General features: G+C 64.0%; 17 protein-coding genes. 3 read left to right on the top strand and 14 right to left on the bottom strand.

The window, feature by feature from the left end; all coding sequences use genetic code 11:
* Positions 1-4 precede the first annotated feature (4 nt).
* The 6 genes from J0A91_RS15295 to J0A91_RS15270 all read right to left on the bottom strand — a co-directional run bounded on the left by J0A91_RS15295 (position 5) and on the right by J0A91_RS15270 (position 9,279).
* Entirely contained in the window at positions 5-1,114 is a 1,110-nt protein-coding gene (locus tag J0A91_RS15295; RefSeq protein WP_069205629.1) for a pectinesterase family protein, read from the bottom strand.
* Positions 1,111-2,052, bottom strand: coding sequence for an alpha/beta hydrolase (locus J0A91_RS15290; RefSeq protein WP_240502035.1), 942 nt, complete (start codon positions 2,050-2,052; stop codon positions 1,111-1,113). The genes J0A91_RS15295 and J0A91_RS15290 overlap by 4 nt, the downstream gene beginning before the upstream one ends.
* Before the next feature lie 1,200 nt (positions 2,053-3,252).
* Positions 3,253-4,428 (bottom strand): mannonate dehydratase, encoded by a 1,176-nt coding sequence (uxuA, locus tag J0A91_RS15285; RefSeq protein ID WP_069205627.1) that lies wholly within the window; start codon positions 4,426-4,428, stop codon positions 3,253-3,255.
* A gap of 2 nt (positions 4,429-4,430) precedes the next feature.
* Positions 4,431-5,717: an MFS transporter gene (locus tag J0A91_RS15280; RefSeq protein ID WP_069205626.1), complete on the bottom strand. Its 1,287-nt coding sequence runs from the start codon at positions 5,715-5,717 to the stop codon at positions 4,431-4,433.
* Positions 5,714-8,407 (bottom strand): glycoside hydrolase family 2 TIM barrel-domain containing protein, encoded by a 2,694-nt coding sequence (locus tag J0A91_RS15275; protein WP_240502034.1) that lies wholly within the window; start codon positions 8,405-8,407, stop codon positions 5,714-5,716. Before J0A91_RS15275 ends, J0A91_RS15280 begins: the two co-directional genes overlap by 4 nt.
* 92 nt (positions 8,408-8,499) lie before the next feature.
* The gene (locus J0A91_RS15270) at positions 8,500-9,279 is read right to left on the bottom strand and encodes a FadR/GntR family transcriptional regulator (RefSeq protein ID WP_083224695.1); all 780 of its coding nucleotides are present in this window, start codon (positions 9,277-9,279) and stop codon (positions 8,500-8,502) included.
* Positions 9,280-9,629: 350 nt separating this feature from the next.
* Between J0A91_RS15270 and J0A91_RS15265 the strand changes: the two genes are divergently transcribed.
* Entirely contained in the window at positions 9,630-12,008 is a 2,379-nt protein-coding gene (locus J0A91_RS15265) for a TonB-dependent receptor (protein WP_069205624.1), read from the top strand.
* Positions 12,009-12,182: 174 nt separating this feature from the next.
* Here J0A91_RS15265 and J0A91_RS15260 read toward each other — a convergent pair whose 3' ends face one another.
* From J0A91_RS15260 to J0A91_RS15245, 4 genes are all read right to left on the bottom strand, one after another.
* Entirely contained in the window at positions 12,183-13,265 is a 1,083-nt protein-coding gene (locus tag J0A91_RS15260) for a PLP-dependent cysteine synthase family protein (protein ID WP_069205623.1), read from the bottom strand.
* The gene (locus J0A91_RS15255) at positions 13,255-15,291 is read right to left on the bottom strand and encodes a M3 family metallopeptidase (protein ID WP_069207378.1); all 2,037 of its coding nucleotides are present in this window, start codon (positions 15,289-15,291) and stop codon (positions 13,255-13,257) included. The genes J0A91_RS15260 and J0A91_RS15255 overlap by 11 nt, the downstream gene beginning before the upstream one ends.
* 338 nt (positions 15,292-15,629) lie before the next feature.
* Positions 15,630-15,848: a hypothetical protein gene (locus J0A91_RS15250; protein WP_169833151.1), complete on the bottom strand. Its 219-nt coding sequence runs from the start codon at positions 15,846-15,848 to the stop codon at positions 15,630-15,632.
* 260 nt (positions 15,849-16,108) lie between these two features.
* Positions 16,109-16,543, bottom strand: a complete 435-nt coding sequence (locus J0A91_RS15245; protein WP_150126929.1) for a hypothetical protein — start codon at positions 16,541-16,543, stop codon at positions 16,109-16,111.
* 60 nt (positions 16,544-16,603) lie between these two features.
* Here J0A91_RS15245 and J0A91_RS15240 point away from each other — a divergent pair, with 60 nt between their 5' ends.
* Positions 16,604-17,134 carry a Ros/MucR family transcriptional regulator gene (locus J0A91_RS15240; RefSeq protein WP_069205620.1) on the top strand — a complete coding sequence of 177 codons (531 nt, stop codon included), beginning with the start codon at positions 16,604-16,606 and terminating at the stop codon, positions 17,132-17,134.
* 299 nt (positions 17,135-17,433) lie between these two features.
* A complete protein-coding gene (locus tag J0A91_RS15235) occupies positions 17,434-18,354 on the top strand; it encodes a surface-adhesin E family protein (RefSeq protein ID WP_069205619.1) in 921 nt (306 codons plus the stop codon).
* Positions 18,355-18,466: 112 nt separating this feature from the next.
* Here the strand turns inward: J0A91_RS15235 and J0A91_RS15230 are convergent, their stop codons facing one another.
* Genes J0A91_RS15230 through J0A91_RS15215 form a run of 4 tightly spaced genes read right to left on the bottom strand, consistent with a single transcriptional unit; the run spans position 18,467 to position 23,630 of the window.
* The gene (locus J0A91_RS15230; RefSeq protein WP_069205618.1) at positions 18,467-19,855 is read right to left on the bottom strand and encodes an efflux transporter outer membrane subunit; all 1,389 of its coding nucleotides are present in this window, start codon (positions 19,853-19,855) and stop codon (positions 18,467-18,469) included.
* Positions 19,852-20,946: an HlyD family secretion protein gene (locus J0A91_RS15225; protein ID WP_069205617.1), complete on the bottom strand. Its 1,095-nt coding sequence runs from the start codon at positions 20,944-20,946 to the stop codon at positions 19,852-19,854. The genes J0A91_RS15230 and J0A91_RS15225 overlap by 4 nt, the downstream gene beginning before the upstream one ends.
* On the bottom strand, positions 20,933-22,702 hold the full coding sequence (locus tag J0A91_RS15220) for an MFS transporter (protein ID WP_240502033.1): 1,770 nt from the start codon (positions 22,700-22,702) through the stop codon (positions 20,933-20,935). The genes J0A91_RS15225 and J0A91_RS15220 overlap by 14 nt, the downstream gene beginning before the upstream one ends.
* A complete protein-coding gene (locus J0A91_RS15215) occupies positions 22,611-23,630 on the bottom strand; it encodes a hypothetical protein (RefSeq protein ID WP_240502032.1) in 1,020 nt (339 codons plus the stop codon). Before J0A91_RS15215 ends, J0A91_RS15220 begins: the two co-directional genes overlap by 92 nt.
* Positions 23,631-23,698: the final 68 nt, after the last annotated feature.

Below are 23,698 nucleotides of genomic sequence, written 5' to 3'. Positions count from 1 at the left end.
GCAGTCAGCGGCGACCAGGCCAGTTTTCGAAAATGATACGCTTGATTGGAGCAATGTCGCCAAAGCCGTTCGCGGGCATCCCGATGTCGCGAGCCTTCGCACCTGGACCAACGGAGCCCTGCTCGAAGAACCGGGAGTCTTGTGGCCGGAAAACGTCCGACATTGTGCCATCTCGCGCCGTGCCATTCATGGAAGCCCAATGGTCGGGCGCTATGTGCGCGTCCAGGAAGCAGTCGATGAACGAGACCTGCCCGATCGCGCGCGGATTGGCGTAACGCCCATCGGCGAAGCGCGTAGTGGGGTGCCACGGCCTTGCGAGAGCGACGACTTTGTCCGGAACGCCCGCCTCGCGCGTCAGTCGAGATCGATAAAAGACGATGCCCACCGGCTGATCAAGGAGTGTCGAAGGGGCGGCGATAAACGACTGGAACGGCTCGCCGTGCGTCGCCGAGGCGCGCCGGCGCGATCGGATCTCAGACCGTTCGATCAGAACCATGCCATTACCGAAAATGAAGTCGATATTGCCCGCAATCAGACTGTCGGTGATATGGACCCGCTTGCCGTTGGCGAACAGGGTATCCTGGTAGCCCACCAGCGCGCTCTTCCGGACGCTGACGCGGTCACTATGAATATCGGTCAGGAGCGCGACCGCTTGGGGGTTACCGATCTTGTTCTTGGCATCGTCAGGCAATGCGTCGTTCGCCAGATAGTCATAGTCGTTTTCGATGGTCATTCCCGAGACGATCACATCATTGGCATCGATCGTCAGCGTGGCAGAGCCGGGAGTGCCCCAACCGTCCCGATGATACGCGCGCGATGTCTGGGCGACAGCATTGAAATGAAGTTTCGTGCGCGCCGAACCACTTCCAATCAGTCTCACCTTGCTGCGCGAGATCGCGATTTTCTCGCGATAGGAGCCCTCACCCACACGGATTGTAATCCATCCCGTACCTGTGTCGCGATTCGCCTCCGCCGCTGCTGCGGCAAGCGAATCGAAACAGTGGATGGCGCCGGTACAAGCTCCACTCACCCTCAGTTCACGCGCCGCGGCCTCCTGCCCGCTTGCAAACGCGCCCGCGAGCATCGTGCCGCAGACAAGGGTTAGGCGGATCATCGTGATTGCCCCTTGTGCGCCTGATCGCCGCCGACCGCCCGTAGAAAGGCTGTGATCTGAGCGACCGCCTGCTTCAGATATGGATCGAACAACCAGAAATCGTGGGGCGCATTGGTGTACATGTAGGTGGCCGTTCGGATGCCGTTGCGTTGCAGAACCGACGTCACGCGCTCGCGGCCGGCGGTGAACCGCGGCGCTCCGCTGCTGATGATGAGGGTCGGCGGCGATGCCGGGCCGACATAGCTTGCCGCGCTGGCGGCCCGCCACACCTCCGGCACCTGTTCAAATGAACCGCCAAGCCATCGCGCTAACGGAGACTCTGGCCCGGCTGCATTTTCGTATTGCAGAGCGAGCGGGCTACTGGCGTCGAGCACACCGTCCATGTCGATCAAGGCATTGACCGGCGGGCGCGCATTGCCGTTCGCGGACGAAGCAGCGCGATAGGCGAGCAGTGACGCCATCTGCCCGCCCGAGGAGGCACCGCCGACTGCGATGCGATCGGCCCGCACGCCATAACGCGGCGCCTCGTGCTTGGCCCAGGCCACTGCATCGGCGATATCGTCCATACCCGCCGGATAGGGCTGTTCCACCGCCAGGCGATATTCGGGCAGGAATATGGTAAAGCCGCGTTGTGCCAACAGATTGGCGAGCGCGTAAAAATGCGCCTTAGTCCCGGACCGCCACGCACCCCCATGAACCAGAACGAGTCCTTGGCGAACGTTCCTGCGCGGAGCCGGACTGAAGACGTCCATGTGCAAATCGCGCTCGCCGACCGTCTTATAGACGAGGTCGAACGCCAAGGTCTGACCGGTCTGCGGCGCGATCAAAGGCAGCGAGATGCCGGGATATTGTGATCGGTAGCCCTCGAAGCGGCGTGAGACCGAATAGCTGTCATCGATAACGCGGTTCGCCACCGCCGGACTGGCGACGCTCAGCAACAGTGCTGCGATCACTTTAAGAGGCTTCGTGCTCACCCTCGCGCTGTCCTCGTTTCGAAAATTGATGCCATATCCTCCGCGAGGATCGACTCAGTCAGGTTCGGCGCGGCTCGCTTCAAGTCGAGCGCCTTGCGCAGGCTGGAGCGGAAGCCGGTGACGATGATGTCGCGAGCAGCGTCTGACGACAGTCTGTCGGCGCTCGTAGTGGTTATCGGCGCGACCGGGTCGGCGCGACCGGGTCGGCGGTGTCCTGCGGCGATGGCGGTGGCGACTCTGAAACCGGCGTGGTGTGCGACGCCAGCGGGGCAGAGGTCATCGGACCCGTCTGAGCAAACGCGGCAGCCGGCAGCAGCGACACGATCGCGACCGTAACGATCGACGTACCGCCCCGTAGATTTTGGCCTCTGGAAAACATGGTCATTTCTAATCCCCCCATTGCCCGTCACGTCTTGGCGCGACGATTGATACCGGTTGCCACGCTGGACCTAAAACCGGTCACCAGCGTGGTTAGCGGGAGAGAAGAAAACGCGCTTCATCAGCACCGTGCCCCTCTCCTATTCGACGGATGCTCTGTGGCGATCTCGTCTTGGCTTCTAATTGTCGCGTTCGGTAACCGGTGTCAACGGCGTATTTCATGTGCCTAGGATACGCAGCCCACTCCGCCCTCGACGTTTCGGTGCGCGCGCCGAATAGGCATGATCGTAGATCACCTCGGCCTCACACAGACACGAATACAGCCTTATCGCTTCACCGCGCGGCGAGATGTGACGTGTATCGCCGCCCGATTCGCCTTGGTCAGCGCGGCTTGTCCGAGATCATCGGCGGGTACTGCGCTGGCGAACGCGACATCATGCTTACACGGAGCAAGCGCAGCCGCGCATCTTCCTCAACCCGATCCACTGCGTATATTCGTCTTGATAGACAACGTCGTAGCGGATCGTATCCGGTAACCACGATTGCGTCGAGGTGGCGCGAACATGGTTGCTGCGAGAAACGATGCCGCCACATTGAGCGGATAATGCCTCCCCCTCGCCCGACTATACTGCGTCAGCGGCAAAAATCGGCAGCTTCGTGGGACGGGTAAGGGCGTGCCGGTTCACGATCATGAGACGGCAGTCTCGGCAGACTGCGTTCGCACGATGCGCCACGTCACCGCATTGGCGGAAAACAGCCGGCCGGGGCCGGCTTGAATACGCCGGGTCATGCCATGTTGCCTGCCGCATGGGCGATGCCACGTTCAAGCCCGCGCAGTTCGGCGAGCCCGCGCATCCGTCCGATCAGCGAATATCCCGGGTTGGTCGTCCGGTTCAGGTCGTCCAACATCTGATGGCCATGATCGGGCCGCATCGGGATGCTGCGGTCTTCGCGGACCGACAGCCGATGCACCGCCGCCACGACCGCCGCCATGCCTGCGTCGCCGCCCAGATGCTCGGCCTCGTGGAACGCGCCGTCGGCTTCGCGCTGCACCGATCGCAGATGCAGGAAGCCGATGCGGTCGCCCAGCCGATCGATCATGCCGGGCAGATCGTTGTCAGCGCGCACGCCGAACGATCCGGTGCACATGCACAACCCGTTGGACCCATTCGGCACGCGCGCGAACAGATCCGTCACATCGGCTTCTGTGCTGACGATGCGCGGCAAACCGAAGATCGGGAACGGCGGATCGTCGGGATGAACGACCAGCCGGATGCCGAGTTCATCCGCCAACGGGCACACCGCCTCGAGAAATGCAACATGATGGTCGCGCAGCCGCGCGGCGTCGATGTTGGCGTAGGTTTCGATCGCGCGCCGGAATTGCGGCGAGGTGAAGCCTTCTTCGCTACCCGGTAGGCCGGCGATGATCGTGCGCTCCAACGCGGCACGCGCGGTATCGTCCATCGCCGCGTAACGCGCCTCCGCCGCCGCTTGCGTCGCCGCGTCATAATCGTCGGTCGCGCCCGAGCGACGTAAAATGAACAGATCATAGGCCGCGACCGCGACCGCCTCAAAGCGCAGCGCCCGAGCGCCGTCTGGCAGTTCCCAACCGAGATCGGTTCGCGTCCAGTCGAGCAGCGGCATGAAATTATACGTGACCACGTCGATCCCGCACGCGGCGAGGTTGATCAAACTCTGCCGATAGTTGTCGATCAGCCGTCCCCAGTCGGCCGAGCGTGTCTTCAGTCCCTCCTCCACCGGCAGGCTTTCGACCACCGTCCAGTCAAGTCCCGCGGCGCGGATCGCCGCCTTGCGCGCTGCGATCGCATCACGTTCCCAAACCGCGCCGTTATGCACCTCGTGCAAGGCGGTCACGACCTGCGTCGCGCCGGCTTGCCTGATACCGTGCAACTGCACCGGATCGGCCGGCCCGAACCACCGCATCGTCTGTGTCATCAACATGTTTATTCGCCTCTCTGAACCAAAAGTGCCTTGCGCGGCATCGCGCGCAACAGGCTCCACAATACGGCCGCCGCCAGCAGGTCGAGCGCTGCCAGCGCGGCGAAAAGCGGGTCGTACCCCCAGGCATCCGCGCTCTGCCCGATCAACAGCGTGAACAGCATACCGCCGACCCAGGCCGAGGTGCCCGCCATACCGCTCGCCGTCCCGACGGTCCGGCTGTCGAACATGTCGGCGCACAAGGTGATAAGTGCGCCGCTCAACATTTGATGGGCGAAGCCGCCGACGCAAAACAGCAGGATCGCGATGCCGGGCGATGCGGCAAGACCGATGCAGGCCGGACCGATCATGCACAGCGCACCGATCGTCATCGTCACCTTGCGCGATGCAACCAGCGATACGCCACGCTTCATCAGCCAGGTCGGCAGCACGCCCGCTGCGAGACTGCCGAAATCGGCGGCGAGGAACGGCATCCACGCCCACAGCGCGATACTCTTCAGATCGAGCTTCCACACCGACACGAGATAGAGCGGGATGAAGAAGTTGAACGTCTGCCATGCCGGCTCGGCGAGGAACCGCGGCACCGCAATTCCCCAGAAGGCGCGGCTGCGCAGAAGATCCCGCCGCGTAGCGGGCTTGGCACCGACATCCTCGCCGCGCGCCGCGGTCATCGCCGCGCGCTCGGCATCGCTGAGTGCAGGATGGTCGGCGGGGCTCCGGTAGCTCCAATACCATAGCAGCGCCCACATCAGGCTCAGCCCGCCGGTGACGAGGAATGCCGCCTGCCAGTTCCAGGCGAGGATGCAGAAGGCGACGAGCGGCGGCGCGATCATGTTGCCGACGCTGGTGCCCATCTGAAATACGCTGGTCGCCAGCGAGCGTTCGCGCGGCGGGAACCATTCCGAAACGGCTTTGGCACCGGCGGGGATTGCCGCTGCTTCGGTCGCGCCGAGGAACGCGCGGAACACGGCGAGGCTGGGCCAGCCCGTCGCCAGCGCGTGCGCCATGTTGGCGATCGCCCAGCCGATCGCGAACAGGAAGAAGCCAAGCCGTGTGCCCAGCACGTCAAGCACCCCGCCCGCGACCGTTTGCATCACGGTGTAGCTCGCCTGGAACGCCAGCACGACCCAGCTATAATCCTCGGTCGTCATGCCGAATTCGGTCTTCAACTGCGGCGCCGCGACCGACAGCGTAGACCGCGCGAGATAGTTGAGAATCGTCCCCAGCGTGACGAGGCCGATCAAACGCCAGCGCAAGGGGATGCCGCGCCAGCCCCGGCGCATATCGCTCATCGCACAATCTCGATCGCGGAGACGATCGCATCGCCCTTAATCGGCTCGAACCCCAGGTCGAGCACGCCGCCACGCACCGCGACGGTGGCGCTACGCTGCAATGCCTTTGCCGCGCCACCCGTCACCCGCGCGATGTCGATCGCCTTCACGATCGTCTTGCCGTTCGCGGTCACGTCGAAGACGCGTTCCCCCGCAGCGAGCGAAGGCTCGACGAACGTCAGCGTGACGCGGTAACGTCCGTCCGCGAGTGGGATGGCGTAACGGAACCTGCCCTCACGATAGGTCGCCGCCACGGCAACCTCCGCCGCGCCCATGATGGTCGCCGAGACTGCCGGTTTGCCATACTCGGCCGGCTTGTTGAGCGTCCCCGCCTTGCCGCCCGTGAAGAACGCATCCGATCCGTATCGCGCCCGCGCCGGCGCGGCCACGATCGCGCCCGTGTCGATCCGCACGTTCGCGGCGGCATCCGGCGACAGAGTCCATTCAACTCTGTCCTCCGTAGCGCCGCCTCGCGCCACGAGCTTATTGGTCCCGACGTCGAGCGCGACCCCCTTCCATACGCAGATGCGATCAGGGCAATCACCGCGCGGCCCGAGCGGACGCCCGTTCAAAACGAGTTCGGTCGACACCGCGTTGCTGTACACGCTGATGTCGGTCACCCGGTATGCGCGATCGACGTAGCGCCGGCCGTTGATGTGGATGGTCGGGGTCTGCGTCCAATTGGCCTTGTAGAAGTAATAGGCATCCTTGCGAATGCCCCGATCGTAGGTGACGAGCCCCTTGGTATTGATGTCCTGCGCGTCGCCTTCGGTGCGGATCGTCGTGGCAAAGTCGAAGGAATTCCACAGGAACGTTGCCCAGAGGTAAGGGCGCGCCTTAAGCGTTTTCCACGCTTCCTCATGGATATAGCTCTCATATTCTTCGGGCTGGGTAACGCCACGGGAATCGATTGCACCGCCACGCACGTCGTCGGTATGGATGCTCGTCGCGCCGCCGGCACCGTATTCGGTCACGGACAGGGGCTGCTGCGGCCGCTTGGCGTGAAGCATGTCGAGATGCGGGCCTAGATCCCCCGGCACGCCGAAATACCAACCGAAATAGCGGTTCGCGCCGCCGAGATCCGCCGCCGCAGCGGTCGTCGGGATGGCGACGCCCTGATCGAACAGACGGCCCTCGCAACAAGTCGCCAGGGCGGTCTGCCGGCTCGAATCTTCGGCATGGGCGACGTCCTGCAAAATTTTCAACAGCGGGATCGGGTCTGGCGCTTTACCGTCGGCATAGCCCGTCAGAAATGCCGGAAAGGAATTGCCGAAATCGACCTCATTCGCGATGCCCCAACTTACCACCGAAGGATGATTGCCGTTCTGGTGGATCAACTCGCGCATCTGTTGGCGGGCATTGTCGATGAGCGCGGCGCGCGGCTCCAACTCGCCGCGCCGCGTCCACGCGGACACCAACGGAATTTCGTCCCACAACAGCAGACCATAGCGGTCGGCGAGGTCGTGGATGGTCTGCCCATGTTGGTAATGTGTGAGCCGGATCGCGTTCACGCCCATCTCGCGCATGATCGCCACATCGGCGGCGACGTCGGCGGAGTCGATCGCCCACCCCTTGCCCTCGCGATCCTGATGATAGCCGACGCCGCGCAACTGCACATGCTTGTCGTTGAGGAACAGGCCCCGGTCGGGATCAATCCGGATCGTGCGGATGCCAAATGGTTGGCGCACGCGGTCGAGCAGACGACCGTCCGCGTCGGTGACGTCGATCGAGAGCGTATAAAGATAAGGGTCGTCGACACCCTGCCACCGATGCGGGCTGGCGACGTCCAGTGTCAGCGCCGCGTCCTGCGTCGCTGCGCCCGCGAACTTCAACGACCTCTGCATCGAGGCTGCGGTCCGCCCGTCGGCATCGATCAGGCTGGCGGTGACGCGGGCGGTACCGGCGTGTCGATCCGCGTTGGTGATACGTGTCCGCACGGCGACCCGCGCCGCTGCAGCCGTCGCACTGGTGGTCGTCGCAAAGACGCCGGAGCCGCCGAAATCGGCAAGATCGATATGGATCGGTTCGACCGCTATCAGCCTTACGGGCCGATACAGACCGCCGTGGACGAAGAAGTCGCCAGTTAGCGGAAGCACGTCGGCGGTAGCCGAAGCACCCGTCGCCGGTGCGGTATTGTCGACGCGGACGGCAAGGGTATTTACCCTACCGAGCTCGAGAGCATCGGTAGCGTCCAAGCGAAAACGCGAGAAGCCGCCGGCATGCTCGCCAAGCTTCTTGCCATTGAGCCAAACGCTGGCGATGCGGCTGGCCGCATCGAATTCGAGCCATGCACGCTTGCCGTGAAGATCGGTGCTCGGGGTGAAGTGCAGGCGATACCAGCCTGTCCCCTGAGTCTTGTCTATATTGTCGGCGCGATTGCGGTGGCTGGATGGATCGGACCGATAATAACCGACATGATTCCAGGTGTGGGGGACGCTGACCGGACTCCACGCCAGGTCGTTGAAGGATGTCCCGGCACTCGCATCACCTGAATCGCCAAGATGAAATCGCCAGCCATCGGCCAGGGGAATGATCGTGCGAGCGTCACCGGACTTCGCGACACCAGAATCGGCCTGAGCCCAACCCGCTTGTGGGTTGAGACCCGCGAGCAGCACACCTGCAGCGAACATGATTGCCAAACGACGGGTCATCAGCCTCTCCATTTTGAGAGAGGCATAACAGCGATGAACCGGCCTTACCAGTGCCCACAACCTGCCAGCCAGCTTCTCGCCGACGCCAATGCCTAGACGTGCGCCGCCGCCCGGTATCGCGCGCGCGTGTTGGCAACAGCTTTGCGAGCCTCTTCAATCGCGCGCTCCTCAGTCTGGAACAACAAATGATCCATCACCGCGGCAAGGTGTGCTCGCATTGCCACACGGGCAGCGGCGGGATTTCGCTCGCGCAATGCAGCAAGAATCGCATTATGCTCCTCGATTACAGGTCGCACATTGGCAGTACGGGCTTTGTCATGGAGGAGCGTGCATTCGGGCGACGTAGAGCGGATGCGCCAAAATTCTTCAATCGTCATCTGTATCGCCGTATTACGCGTCGCCTTGGCAATTACGAAATGGAACGATCGGTCAGCATCTTCTGCTGCGTCAAACGGGGCGTCTTTGATCTGTTCAACAAGTTTCTCAAGTTCAGCCAGTTCGTCGTCACCGATGTGTACGGCAGCAAGAGCCGCGGACTCTCCTTCAAAAACCATGCGTGCCTCAGTCAGCTCGAAGGCTGTTACCGCAAACTGAGGACGATCGTCGCTGTCTCCGGGCAGCCGGCGCACAAACGCTCCGGCACCTACGCGAACTTCAATGAAACCTTGAACTTCCAGTGCGATCAGCGCCTCTCGGACGGCGGGACGGCTCATGTTATGTTCTATCGAAAGCTCCCGTTCGGCGGGGAGTCGATCGCCGACTTTGTAGCGTCCGGAGGCCATCTCGTCGATCAGCATCCGAGCCAGCCGCTGATACAGCCGTTCGCTATTTGCCGATGATGAAGGAAGTGCCGCGTTCAGGCGCGTGGCCATACAAAATACTCGTCGTTGGTAGCTGATTGGCCACTACCACATCTCCGTCGCGAAGCTATAACGTCGGGCGTAAGGGCAGGCACTCCCAGTCGCTGCGAAGTCCGGCTGCAGGCAACTGCCGCATCGAAAATCAGGCATCGCTGAAGCGCTACGCGCCGATTCCCGCCGGAATATCCCGACAGCTCGTATCGAACCTCGTTACGCGTTCCGACCGGTCAGACCAGCGGCCAGTTCTATTACCATGTAGGTTGAGAGCGCGGCTGCTCGCCCTTGACCCGTGCATATTTATCTGCATTGGCCAGACAGATAAAGGCAACCGTATCAATGGTTGACAATCAGGAGGGGGTTTTATGCGCATCAAGCATATTCTTTTGGCGTCAGCGGCGCTGGTTGGTTTCGCATCACCGGCTCTAGGGCAGGCGGGCGCCGTTTCGCCGACCGCCCCTGCCCCATCTGCCCCCGTCGCCAGCCCTTTCGCCCCGCCGGGCCAGCAACAAGGATTCAGCGCCTCGGAAGCTCCGCAGGAGGAGGGTACGCTGGAAGACATCGTGGTCACCGCGCAGAAGCGCGAGCAGAGCCTGCAACGCGTTCCGGTTGCTGTAACCGCCATTACGGCCGATCAGTTGGAGACCCGGGGCGTCGCCGCAATCACGGACGTAGCGCGGGTATCACCAAGCCTTACGATCACCGAAAACACGAACGCGACCGGCAATAGCATCAACCTGCGCGGGATCGGGACCTTCTCGTTCAGCATAGGTATCGAGCCAAGCGTCGCCATCGTCGTGGATGATGTCGCCCTGCTCCAGCAAGCGCAGGCATTCTCCGGGCTTAACGATATCGCGCGTCTGGAGGTGCTGCGTGGTCCACAAGGCACCTTGTTCGGAAAGAACGCCTCAGCCGGTGTCATCAACATCGTAACGCAAGGGCCGACGTCTACGCTCACCGGCTCGGTCGGTGCGGTCGCGACTACCGATCAACAATACCGCGTCGAGGGCATGATCTCTGGCCCCGTCGCGCAGGGTATCGGGTTCAGACTGAACGCATTCTACGATGACCGCGACGGTTACATCAAGAATCTGAACACGGGCCATGACCTCAACGGCGAGCGCAGTTATGGTGCCCGCGCCCGGATCGACTTGGATCCCGTCAGCAACCTCAACATCGCGTTGACCGGATCTTACACAAACACCAAGACGGATGGGCAAGTCCGTACCTTCCGTAGCGTGAATCCTGGCGCATCCGTTTTCGGCGCGCCGATTGCAGCTTCGATCGTCGGCATCACGCCATCCGACAGCAACTATCGTATCAGGCTGGACACGGAACCCGAGAACCACAGCAAACAAGCGATGTTCACGGGACGCGCCACCCTCGATCTGGGCGGCGCCAACCTGATCTCCATTACGGCGTATCAGGATTGGCGGTTCCGCTTTATCGAAGATTTGGATACGCTTGGCTCGCCGACGCTTCTGGTCCCCACCAACCCTGCCAGTCCAGTGCTTCCGAACGGATCAGCGGCACGAGCAAGCTTTCACGCGAAAAACTTCACGCAGGAACTACGCCTCGTATCGTCCGGAAGACGAAAGCTCGATTACCTTCTCGCCCTCTTCTATGCGAACGGTGATACCAGCCGGAACTATAGCCGCGGGCCGAACGCCGCAACCGCTTGGGTCGCCAGTGCGACCACGGAGACATTCGCTGCCTTTGGTCAGTTGACCTACAACATCACCGACACGACGCATATCGATGGCGGTCTGCGCTTCAACCGAGAGACGATCGGCGCGACCTTCCAGAACGTCACGGCGGGTGCCGCTCCGGTCGCCAATAACGCCTCGTGTTTGACGCTGTGTCGCGGCAAGGACAGCGACAACGCGGTAACCTACAAGGTTTCGCTTCGCCAGGATCTGTCCGACACCATCATGGCCTACGCCTCCTATTCGACGGGATACAAAGGCCAAGGCTTCGACATCAGCACAGGCTTCAGCCCGACACGCGCTGCAAACCCGGTACGTCCAGAAACCAGCAACGCGTATGAAGTCGGCGTGAAGAGCCGCTTTCTCGACAACAAGGTTCAACTCAACGTCACAGGGTTCTGGACAGACTTCAAGGATTTCCAAGCCCAAGGGGCCGTCACGCTACCCGACGGCACCGTCAATCCGCAGCTCAGCAATGTCGGCAAGTTACGCAGCCGCGGCGTCGAGGCAGAGCTGTCCGCCAAACCGACACGATTGCTCCGTATCGATGCGTCGGCCGCGTATACGGACGCCAAGATCCGCGAGTTTCCCAACGCCCCATGCTACGGCGGTCAAACGGCTGCGCAAGGATGCCTTCCGGTCGGTACGACCACCTTTCAGAACCTTTCGGGCGCGCAACTCGCCAACGCCCCGAAGTTCAAGTACAATATCGCTGGAACCTATGACGTCGAATTTCCATCCGCGCCATTCGATGGCTTTATCACAGCCGAATTCGCTCATCAGAGTCAGACCAAGCTCGATCTGCTCGGCAGCCCGATTTCGTATCAAAATGCCTACGGCGTGGTGAACGGCAGTATCGGGATCGATGGCCGTAAAGACGGCAACTTCCGGGTGGCTTTCTTCGTGAACAACCTGTTCGATCAGGCATATGCGACGTCTCTGGGGTACACCGGAAGCTCAAACAGTCAGGCGGTGGCGCAACTCCTGCCGCGCAACTCCCGCCGCTACTTCGGTGTTCGCACGCGTATAGGTTTTTAGAACATTTCGGAGCCGCAGTGGGACCGTCGAACGGCTCAATAAGCGTGCCTTGGATTATGGTCGAAGCTGACGGGCGCGGACTTTCTGACGGCGCCATCCCCTCATCGTACATGGATGTTCGACGACGTCATCCATGCGCCTGAGGGGACGTCGCCAAGAACACATTCGTTTGGGTTAGCGATCCGCGGAGAAAAGAAGCGCGATACGATTGTTATGGTCGTGCCATGTGATGTTTCGTCCGGCGAGCCAAGTATCCTCGTAGTAGGTGCAGGTATAGCGCTCGCCGCCATCGCACAGGATCGTCACGACTGAGCCTGTCTCCCCGCGCGCCGCCATCTCGTCGATCAACAACCGGCAGGCCGCGAGGTTCGTGCCGGTCGATCCGCCGACCCGCCGCCCCAGGCGCGTCGAGAGGGCACGCATCGCCCCGATGCTCTCGGCGTCATCGACCGCGATCATACGGTCGATCACGGTCGGGACGAAGCTGGGCTCGACGCGCGGCCGGCCGATCCCCTCAATGTAGCTCGCGCATCCTTCCGGAAGTGACACGGCGGTACGATCCGCGAAGTGGCGGTGGAACACCGAATGGACCGGGTCCGCGACGCACAGGCGCGTCGCGTGCCGCTGATAGCGGATATAGCGGCCGACGGTTGCTGAGGTGCCGCCGGTGCCTGCGCCACACACGATCCAGGACGGAACGGGATGTTCCTCGGCAGCCATCTGGGCGAAGATGCTCTCCGCGATGTTGTTGTTGCCGCGCCAGTCGGTCGCACGTTCGGCATAGGTGAACTGGTCGAGATAATGGCCACCGGTTTCCGCCGCGAGCCGGTGCGCAACGTCATAGACAGTGCGCGGATCATCGACCGCGTGGATGTCGCCGCCGTGGAAGCGGATTGCGTCCAGCTTGGGCGCAGCGGTGGTGGCAGGGACGACGGCGATGAAGCGCAGCCCCAGCATCCGGGCGAAATAGGCTTCGCTCACCGCGGTCGAGCCCGAGGAGGCTTCGATCACCACGGTATCGCGCCCGATCCAGCCATTGCACAGCGCATAGAGGAACAGCGAGCGGGCCAGCCGGTGCTTCAGGCTGCCGGTGGGATGACTGCTCTCGTCCTTCAGATACAAGGTGATGCCGGGATAGCGCGGCAGATCCAGCCGGATCAGATGGGTATCGGCCGAACGGTTGTAATCCGCCTCGATCCGCCGGATCGCCTCGGTCCGCCAGGCGCGGACGGCAGCATCCTCGCGATCAGTGGGCATCGGCGGCCAATCCGTGCCGGACCAGCATAGCCTGCGGATCGGCGTCACGCCCGCGAAACGCGCGGAAGCTCTCTGCCGCCGGACGGCTGGCGCCCCGCGCGAGCACCTCGTCGCGGAAGCTGGCAGCGGTTGTGCGGTCGATCAGGCCAGCCTCGGCGAAGCGTTGGAAGCCATCTGCGGCGAGCACTTCCGCCCAGAGATAGCTGTAGTAGCCCGAAGCATAGCCGCCCGCGAAGATATGGCCGAACGCATGGGGGAACCGGTGCCAGGCCGGCGGGCGGACCACCGATACCTCGTCGCGCACCGCCTCGATAACCTCGATCGGATTCGTGCCCAGCGTGCCGAGGTGCAGCAGCAGATCGAACAGCGCGAATTCGATCTGGCGTACGACTGCCATGCCCGACAGGAAGCGGCGGGCGGCGATCAGCTTGTCGAACAGTGCATCGGGCAACGGCGCGCCGGTCTGATACTGCCCGGACATGCCGCGCAGCACGTCGCGATCCCAGGCGAAATCCTCCATCAGCTGGCTCGGCAGTTCGACAGCGTCCCATTCGAAGCCGCTGGTCCCAGCGATGTTCGGGCGATCGACGCGCGTGAACAGGTGGTGCAGGCAATGCCCGGTTTCGTGCAGCAGGGTGACGACTTCGTTATGGCTGAGCAGCGACGGCCTGTCTTCGGTCTTCGGCGCGAAGTTGCAGACGAGATAGGCCACCGGCACCCTGTGGACATTGCCGTCGTTCAGTCGCGGGCGCGCCTGCGCCATCCACGCGCCGCTGCGCTTGCCGGCGCGGGCATGGAGATCGAGATAGACCCCCGCGAACACCGCGCCGTTGTCGTCCATCACATCATAATAGCAGGCATCCGGGTGATAGACGGGTACGTCCGCGCGGGCGACCAGCCGGATACCGAACAGCCGTTCGAGCAGCTGCTGCCACCCAGCGATCACGCGCTCGACCGGGAAATAGGCACGGACTTCCTTCTCATCCACCGCATAGCGGGCCGCCCGCAGTCGATCGGAGGTGAAGGCCACGTCCCAGGACTGCAGCGCGTCGATCCCGAGCTGCTCGGCAGCGAAGGTGGCAAGCTCAGCGAACTCGCGTTCGGCGGCAGGCTTCGCGCGGCGGCCCAGATCGCGCAGGAATGCCAGCACCTGGCCGGCATCCGGCGCCATCTTGGTCGCGAGCGACCATGCGACCGGATCGGGGAAGCCGAGCAGCTCCGCCGCCTCGCGTCGTAGATCGAGCAGCGCAGCGATCCGTGCCGAATTGTCGAACTGGCCGGCGTGCGGCCCTTCGTCCGACGCGCGCGTGCCAAACGCGCGGTAGACTCGCGCCCGCAGGTCGCGGTTCTCGGCAAAGGTCAGGACGGCGCTTACACTTGGGGCCTGCAGTGTTATCGCCCAGCCGGTGAGACCGCGCGCCTTCGCCGCTTCGGCGAAGATCGCGATGTCGGTGTCGGAAATCCCGGCGAGCAGCGCGGCATCCTCGACATGCTCGAACCAGGCGTCGGTCGCATCGAGTACGGCATTGCCGAAGGCCGTCGAGAGGTTGGACAATTCGACTGAAACCGCCGCAAAGCGTGCACGCCGCTCTGCGTCCAGCGCCACGCCCGACAGGCGAAAATCGCGGACGATATGCTCCACGGCGGCGCGATCCGTCTGGGGCCGGGCGGCGAAGTCGTCGGTTGCGGTCAGGGCGACCAGCGCCTCGTACAGCGCCTGATTCTGCATGACCTGCAACCGGTTCTCGACCAGCCGCTCTTGGCCAGCCGCATACGCGGCCCGCAGTTCGGGCGAGTCGGCGACACCATGGAGATGCGAGACCGTCGACCACATGGCGTCGATCGCGGTCTCAGCGCGCTCCAGCGGCATCCACACCTCCGTGAAGCTACGCGCATCGCGCGCGATCACGCTGCGCACGACGGACTCATGCTCGGCGATCAGCGCGTCCAGCGCGGGTTCGATCTGCTCGGGCCGGATCGCATCGAAGCGCGGCAGCACCAGCGTATCGAGCAGAGGGTTGGTCATCACGTCGTCCATCCTTGAAGTGGCCGCAAGACGCCGGCCAGCACAATCTTTACCGCATGTATCGGCCGGGCGATCATTGCCAAAGTCGATCAGCCGGCGTTCGTCGATCTATCCAGTCGCGGGCAGTGTTCCTCAAAACCATGCTTGCCCGAGCATCGTACAAGCGAGCGACGCATTGGGAAACCATGTGCTGCCTGAACATCGTCCTGTGATCCCGTTCAGCAACCATGCCGCCTGCCGATCGTATCTCCTCGACAGGCCCATCCGGGTCGAGAGGATTTCATATGAAGATCACCCATATCGTCGCTGCCGCTCTGATGGTTGCTGGCATCGGCGTCTCAGGTGCCGCATCGGCCCAGATGAACACCGGACCGTACGCACCGCGTGGCGAGCATCGCATGGATCATCGCGGTGGCGACATGCGCGACGATCATGGTCAGCGCGAGCATCGCGGCGATATGCGTGATCGCCGGGACGACCGCCGCAGCTACGGCCGCAATGATCGCCGCGGCTGGAACCATGGTCGCCAGCAGTGCCGCACCGAATGGCGCCATCATCGCCGCGTTCGCATCTGCCGCTGATGAAGAGCCGGTCGGGAGGAACGCGGATGCGTTCCTCCCGACCGTTCGGCCCGTGGAGTTGAAGATCGAGGGCGGGAAGAGACGATCACCCACAACGCCGATACCCGTTATTGCGCCGGGATCGGCGCCGCTGTGAAACCCGTCACGATCTGCCCCGGTTACATCGCTGGCAGAACCTTCGCCGCGAATGCTCGCGACGACATCGCTACGCCCGCCGTCGCAGCGACCGCACACATTTACCAATCGTTAATTCCGATAACCATTCCGAAAATCTCGGCAGCGGCCACGCCATCCCGTTGAGCGGCAGCGGCAATTGGCGACATCTTATCGTATCCACGCGTCGGCACGGCCGGTACTTCAGCATGAGCAGGATCGTCGTCGCGAGTGGTGTTCGAGGTCGGCGCGGGTCGCGGATGCCCCATGTGCGGCTGAAGAGCCGGATGTGGGCCTCGGGTATGTTTCACCGTTAACCCAGACGCGTTGACGACCGAGTAACGGCGTAAGCTCATCATCATCATCATCATCATCAGCGGCGCCTGCCGCCGGCACGCTATCTTTAAGGATAGTCGTTTGATGCATGGCGACGACGCGGCAAACGGCAGCTTCGAAGGTGCCGTTTCAAACGAAGATTTGCGCTGATCGCGATTCTTCGTCAGAGCGGAGTTGTCCAATACTGGATATCCCCTTTGGTCGCAGCGAAACATCGCAGCAATATATACGGACATACTGATATGGAAGAAGAAACACTGAACCCCGTCGAACTCGCCACCGAACTGACGATCGCGTGGCTCGGCAATCAGAACAACCGCGTCTCGGCTGACGATGTGCCGGCGTTCCTGCGCACGATGCACACCACGATCGTCGAGCTCGGTTCAGGATCATCGGCAGCGGACGCGTCGGGCGGTGAAGCTGCTCCTGCGGAAGAGTTCACGCCGGCGGTCTCGGTGCGCAAGTCGCTTGCCTCGAAAGATCACATCATCTCGATGATCGACGGCAAGCCTTACAAGACGCTTCGCCGTCATCTTTCGACGCACGGCCTGACCGACGTGCAGTACCGCGAGCGCTACAATCTGCGTTCCGACTACCCGATGGTGTCGGAAAACTATTCGCTCGCTCGCCGCGAAATGGCGCAGCGGATCGGCCTCGGCCGCAAGGGTCGCGGTGGCGCAGCGACGCCCGCCGAAACGCCCGCGGCCAGCGACGGGACCGCGACACCCGCCCCGGCGAAGCGCACACGTCGTAAAGCTGCTGAAAACGCCTGAGGTTCTGCTCGCATCATCCGGAATATGCTGGGTGATGCGAGCTGCCGCGCTCAGCTTGTCTGTGACGTCAGTTGGCCTGCCGATATGCTGCGTGTCCGATGGCCCGGTGCCGGTGATGGTGAAATGGTGCCGTCCGGCGAATTAGGCTTACCCGCCAACCGAGGCTGGCGCTTCGTGGCGGCAGCCGGCCTCGGGCCTGGTTCGACGTGAAAATCGCCCTACGCCACTTGAACTGGTATCGCCGTTTCGTTCGGCCTGCCGATACGTTGCCGCTCGCGCCGCTAAGATTGGGAGTTGAGATGAAGTTGGGAATCCTCGCATGCGCGCTGGCGCTGCTATCGCCCTCGGTGGCGCAAGCCCGCACCGCGCAGTGGTGGTATGTCACCCAAGGGGCCGACAAGGTGCTGTTCGTGGATGTCGGATCAATCGAGCGTGACGGTGACACCGTACGTTACGAGGCCAGCCAGATCCTGCGCGAACCGGGCAATCCCGCCGCTTCGGTGCGCGCCTCCATGGTTGCCGATTGCCGCCAGCACACCGAAACGTGGGACATGGTTCTGCGCTATGGCGCCGATGACGAACGGCTCGACAAGACCGCGCTCAGCTATGCCGGACCCAATCTCGTCGAAGCCGGCTCGGTGGGAGATGCTCAGTTGCAGTTCGTCTGCGCTGACGACCACAGCCAGACTGGCGGTTTTCCCCTGGCGATCGACCAGGTCGCCTTTGCCGAAGCGCTGATCGCCGACACCAAGGCCTCGGTCAAGCCGGCGGACCTTCACGAAAAGATGCGGGCGGACCCAAGAGTGCCGGTCATCCGCTCCACCGCGCCCACGCCCGAGACTTTCGGCACGCCGCAAGTTACGGCTGCGGGGCACGCCGTCGTCCCGCCGCGCGATTACGCCAAGGGCGTGCAGATCCCCGACGCCAGCCAATACGATACGATCGAGAGCGGCACGATCTACGATATCGCCTATCTCGGGATCGAGAAGGGCGAACTGGCCTTCGAACTGCGCGGCTATAGCATCGACGATCTCGTCCATGCCAGCAGCGGCCAGACCATGCGCTTCCCGCTGTCGCAAAAGTCGATCCGTATCCTCGACATCGAGATCGCGGTTCTGGAAGCCGCACCGCAGCGCCTGCGGTTCCGCGCGAGCCTGGCGCCTCGAAACGCCGACGACACGCCTTCCGTCTGCAACGATCCGACCTGCACCTCGCGATGATCCGCGCCCTCCTGCTGTCCATCTTCACCGCAATGGGGACGAGCCGCCGGCATCGAGCTCCTCGGCAGCCGCGCGCGCTGCGTCGTTAGCGACAAGGTGATGCGCGGACGGATCACTCCGCCCTCTGTTCCGAAGGCTGCCAACCGCCCCCAAGCGCTTGAAAAAGAGCGGTCGATGCGAGCAGGCGGTCGCTGCGTGATTGTACGAGCGACAATTGCGAAGATAACAGGCTCCGCTCGGCGTCGAGCTGTTCGAGATAGGGGGAATAGCCCTCGCGATAGCGGCGCGACGCAAGCTGCTGGACCCGGAGGACCGCGGCCTGCTGACGCGTCAGCACCTCCTCCTGCTGTCCGTACCGTTCGACCGACGCCATCCCGTCTTCAACTTCTCGGAACGCGGTAAGGGCAGCCTTCCGATACGCAAAGGCGGCTTGGTCGCGGCGAGCGGCCGCGCTATCCGCCCCGGCGCGTATCCTCCCGCCGTTGAAGATCGGCGCGAGGATGCTTGCCCCCAGCGAGAAGATCGAAGGCGGATCGCCGGGGAGCAGCGAGGAAGCGACGAAGCCGCCGGATGCCGCCAGTTTGATGTCGGGCATGAAGGCGGCGCGCGCCGCGTCCAGCGAATGGTCGGCCGCGACGATCTGCTGTTCGGCCGAGGCGATGTCAGGGCGCTGTCGGAGCACGCTCGCCGGCAGCCGCGACGGCACTGTTGGGATTGTCAGCGCCGTGACTGCCGATCCACGCGCGACGGGGCCGGGTGTGCGACCGAGCAGGATGCTGATGCCGTTCTCGAGCTTCGCTATCGCCAGATCGACGGTCGGGATGACTTGGGCCGCCGCCTCAACCTCCGCTTCTGCCTGCGCCAGATCGAGCTGCGAGCCATACCCCGCTTCGGCGCGGCGCCGAATGAGCTTCAGGGTGTCCGCGCGCGCATCGAGCGTGCGGCGCAGGATCGCCCGCCGCTCGTCGAACGTCCGAAGCTGGACATAGCCGCTGACCACGCCTGCGGCGATGGCAAGCCGGACGGTTTCGCGGCTGTCATCGCTGGCGAGGAGTTGCGCCTTCGCGGCGGCAGCGCTGTTGCGCAGGCGGCCGAACAGGTCGAGGTCGAACGACGCCTGCACTTCGCCCTGTGCTGCCCATTGGTCGACATCGATCCCGAACGGGTTGACGCTGCGGGTGCGGCCGCCCGTGCCGGCGCCTTGCACCTGCGGCATCCTGGCGCCGCGCGCGGCGGCGAACTGCGCACGCGCCTCCTCGACGCGTGCGGCGGCGATCTCGATATCCGCATTATGTGCGAGCGCCGCTTCGACGAGGTCGGTCAGCGTGGCATCGCCAAAGCTACGCCACCATTGCGCGTCAATGGCGACGGCCGATGCTTCGCGAGCATCGCGCCACTGGGCCGGCGATGCGACCTCGGCCGCTCGCGGCATCGCCGGGCGCGGGCCGGCACAGGCCGAAAGGAGGAGGGCAAGGTTGCCCGCAGCTAGAAGCGCTCTCATGACCGGACACTCGTATCGACCCGGGCCTCCACCGACATGCCCGGACGCAGGCGCTTCGCCGCTGCTGCGCCGGGATCGACCGCGATCCGCACGCCGATCCGTTGCGGGATCTTCACGAAATTGCCGGTCGCATTGTCCGGCTTGAGGACCGCGAACTCCGATCCGGCAGCAGGCGACAGGCGCTCGACCCGCCCCTTCAGCCTTGCGCCGTCCAGTGCGTCGACCGTCAAGCGGACCGGTTGACCTGGGCGGATTTGCCCCGTCTGGTTTTCCTTGAAGTTGGCGATGACCCAGCGATCCGGCGGCACGATCGCGAGCAGCTGTGATCCGTTGGTGACATAGGTGCCGACCCGGATGCCGACCTCGCCGAGGACGCCGCCTTCGGGCGCGCGGATCACGGTGTGCTCGAGATCGATCTCGGCTGCATGCAATTGCGCGCGCGCCGCTTCGACCTGCGCTTCCAGCCCGCCACGGCCGACCTCGACCGTTCGGATGTCCTGGCGGCCGATCTCGCTTCCGGCCTCCGCCTGGCGCAGTTGCGCCTGTGCCTGGGCGAGCGCGGCCATCGTCTGGTCGCGCTCCCGCACCGAGATCGAGCCGTCCCGGGCAAGATCAGCGGCGCGCGCCATGTCCGCCCGTGCCCTGGCGAGCTGCGCTCGTGCGCCTTCGACGCCCGCTATTTGGCCCTGGAGACCCGCCGACCGGGACGCCCGGGCCTGGGTGGAGTTGGCCAGCGCGGCCTCGGCCGCCGAAAGGTTGGCGCGCGCCTGCTCGACGCGGGCGCGATAGACGCGGTCATCTATCCGCACCAAAATCTGGCCGGGCTTTACGACGTCGTAGTCGTGGACCAGCACCTGCAGGACATAGCCGCTCACCTGCGGGGCGATGACCGTGACCCGGCCGCGCACATAGGCATTGTCGGTTTGCTGGTATCGTCCTGCAAAGGGCGGCAGATTCCAGGCGGCGAGAACGAGGAGAATGCCGGCAAGCGCCAGCGCCACCGTGGCGACGATCCGTATCGGGCGCTTGGCGGCGGGGCGCCATGTCGCCGCTTCGTTCTCCAGTGGTGGGGCGGTGTCAGCTGCGGTCATTGGTCTTCTCTCGGGTGCGCGCAACGAGGATGTTCGCGAAAATGAAGGCGGCTGTGGCCAGGGCGAGCATGGCCACGAACCGGAAGGTGTCGTTGAACGCGATCACCGCGGCTTCGCGCGCCATCGCCTGTCCCAGCAGGCCCGCGCCCTGGGCGGCGCGCTGGGCGGGATCGACGAGCACGGCGGCCAGCGATGCACCGCCGCCGCCGATCCGGGCAGCGACCTGCGGGTCGCTCGCCAGCATGTCGGCTGCCAGCGTGTTGCTGGCGTTGCGCGCCCAGATCGTCTGCAACGAGCCGAGCAGCGCGGATCCCATCAGCCCGCCGACATTCTGCGAGATGCTGAACGTGACGACGAAGCTGACGAGATAATCGCCACCCCGCTGGATCATCCGCAGGAAGCCATGCAGAAGCGCCGGCCCGGCGAACAAGGTGGTGCCGAAGCCGATCAAGGCCTGGCTCAGGATCAACTGCGCCGGGCGCGTCAGCGTGGTCGCGTCGCTGTCCAGCCATGCGCCTGTGGCGATGATCAGGGCAGCAACGAGCACCTGCCAGGGCAAGCGGCGCTCGGACAGCGTCAGCGCGGCGGCGACAATGCCCAGCAGCATCGCGACCGCGACCACGCCGAAGAGCGTCCCTAGCTGGTCGTTGTTGAGTCCGCCGAGCGTCAGGAGGCCGACCGCCCCATAGCTTTGCTCGGCAAGCGCCAGACGCAGGACCAGCGCCACGGCGGCGAACCGCAATATGCCCCAGGTGCCGATCCATTCGAAATGCACCAGCGGATCGCGCCGACCCGTCTCGTTCAGAAAGGCGCCCGCGAGCAGTGCGATCGAGGCTGCAAGCGCCATGCCGAGCCAAGGCGTGTCGGACCACCAGAGCGTACGGCCCTGGCCGATGACTTGGCAAAGCAGCACCATGCCGGCGGTCGCCAAGGGGATCGTCAGGAAATCGCGCGGCGCGAAAGCGGTGCTCTTCTCGCTGGGCGGCAGTGGCAGCGCGAGAATGAGCGCGAGCGAGACCAGCGCCAGCGCGACTTCGATGGCGTGCAGGCCCCACAATCCGTTGTCGACCAGCACCTCGACGGGGACGAGCCGGGCCAGCGGCGTACCGAGCTGCGACAGGCCCATCCCGATGACGGCACCGACCGGCTTTGCCTTGGGCGGAAAGGCCTGCATTAGATAATAGACGCCGAGGGTGATCAGCGCGGCGGCGGCCATGCCACTGGTCGCGCGCACGAACACCGCCGCCCAAAAGCTGGCGAAGCCGAAATGGACCAGCGCCGCGAGCGCATAGAGACCGAGGAAAAAGCCGGTCACCTGCGGGATGCCGAATTGAGCCCTTGCCTTCACGAGGGAAAGGTTGGCCGTCGCATTCATCGCGACATAGATTGCCGGAAGGGCAGCAGCCTCGGCCACGTACAGCCCGAGCGGACCAGCCACGCTTCCCGTATTGACCGTCGTCAGCGCGTTCCCGAACGTCGAGGTCGCGGCGAGAAACGTGCCGATGGCGAAATAGCCGAGGCGCCGGCCAGCGGGGTGCGACGGCGAGAACGGCGACCCTGCGAAGAGCGGCCTCTCTTCAGGCCTGAAGGCATGCTCCACGCTCATGACGGTGTTCACGGAACCGCGTTGCCGACCACGCCGGTGCGCTCCGCCGAAGTGCTGGTCACGCTGACGTGCCGACAGGCTGTGAGAAGATATATATGCACGTGTCGAACCTTCTGACTGCGCCGGGCCTTCGCCGCGCTGCACGGTCATAGATTCTGACACCCTCGGCCGGACGCGAGTGGCTGTTAGCGCGGCGGAAGCCGCAGGAGGCGTCACCGACTAACATGTTGCCGTCGAAGCGCGCTTCAGGCGATCGACCGGGTGCCGGTTCGCGTAGCGCGTCACGCGGGAGCCGTTCGAGGATCGCCTCGGCCATGCGTTCCTGAACGTCAAGTTCACCCTCGCCGATGATATCGACGCGATCCGACCACAGGATCTGCCCCCAGCGGCTGGACAGCTCCACGCATACGCGGTGCACCGCCTGCACCCGGCGGATCGTGCCATGCAGCACCAGATCCGAGCCGGCATGCGCGGCGACTTCGTGGAGCGAATAACGGCTCTCGCGAAACTGGAACATGATCGCCCGCGGCGCGACCCGGAGATGCGCGTCCCGTTCGGCCGCGTAGATTATCTCGTCCGTCACCCCCGCCGCGAACGCCTTTTCGTGGACACAGAGCGCGGTGAACGGCAGCACCGCCAGCATCGGCGGCCCCCTCTCCGCCCCCGACGCTTCGGTGATGATGCGCGACGCATCCTGTCGCAGGTGGAAGCTCGGCGCGTAGCCTCCCGTTGGAATCGACACGATCACCGCATCGCCCCGGCCCGGCCCAGCATAATAAGCGGCGAGCTTGCGCCGCAATCGGCGCGCCTCGACGCGTACAGCGGAATCGATGCGTGGGTCATACTCGACGATGCCGCCATAGAGCTCGACGCCGATCACCAACTCCTTCAGCGTCGCCGCGCGGCCCGCCAGCGCTTCCTCCACGACGAAGTGCAGAAAGGCGTACAGCTTCTCCGAGCCGGTGAACGCATGGGCGCGAATCCGTTCCAGCTGCGCCCGCACCTCCTCTGGCGTTGGGCGACGGATGGTCTTCCCGGCGCCGGTGTCGACCGGCGCCGCAATATCTGCAAGGCGCATACACTATCTCCTGGCGCGGAACGGCGATGGACGTGGAGCAAAGATTGGTCCCGTCCCTGCCCGGCCCG

This window comes from Sphingomonas panacis (genome assembly GCF_001717955.1).
In the GTDB taxonomy this organism is placed as follows: Bacteria; Pseudomonadota; Alphaproteobacteria; order Sphingomonadales; family Sphingomonadaceae; genus Sphingomonas; species Sphingomonas panacis.
This window is presented reverse-complemented; position numbering and strand designations above follow the sequence as displayed.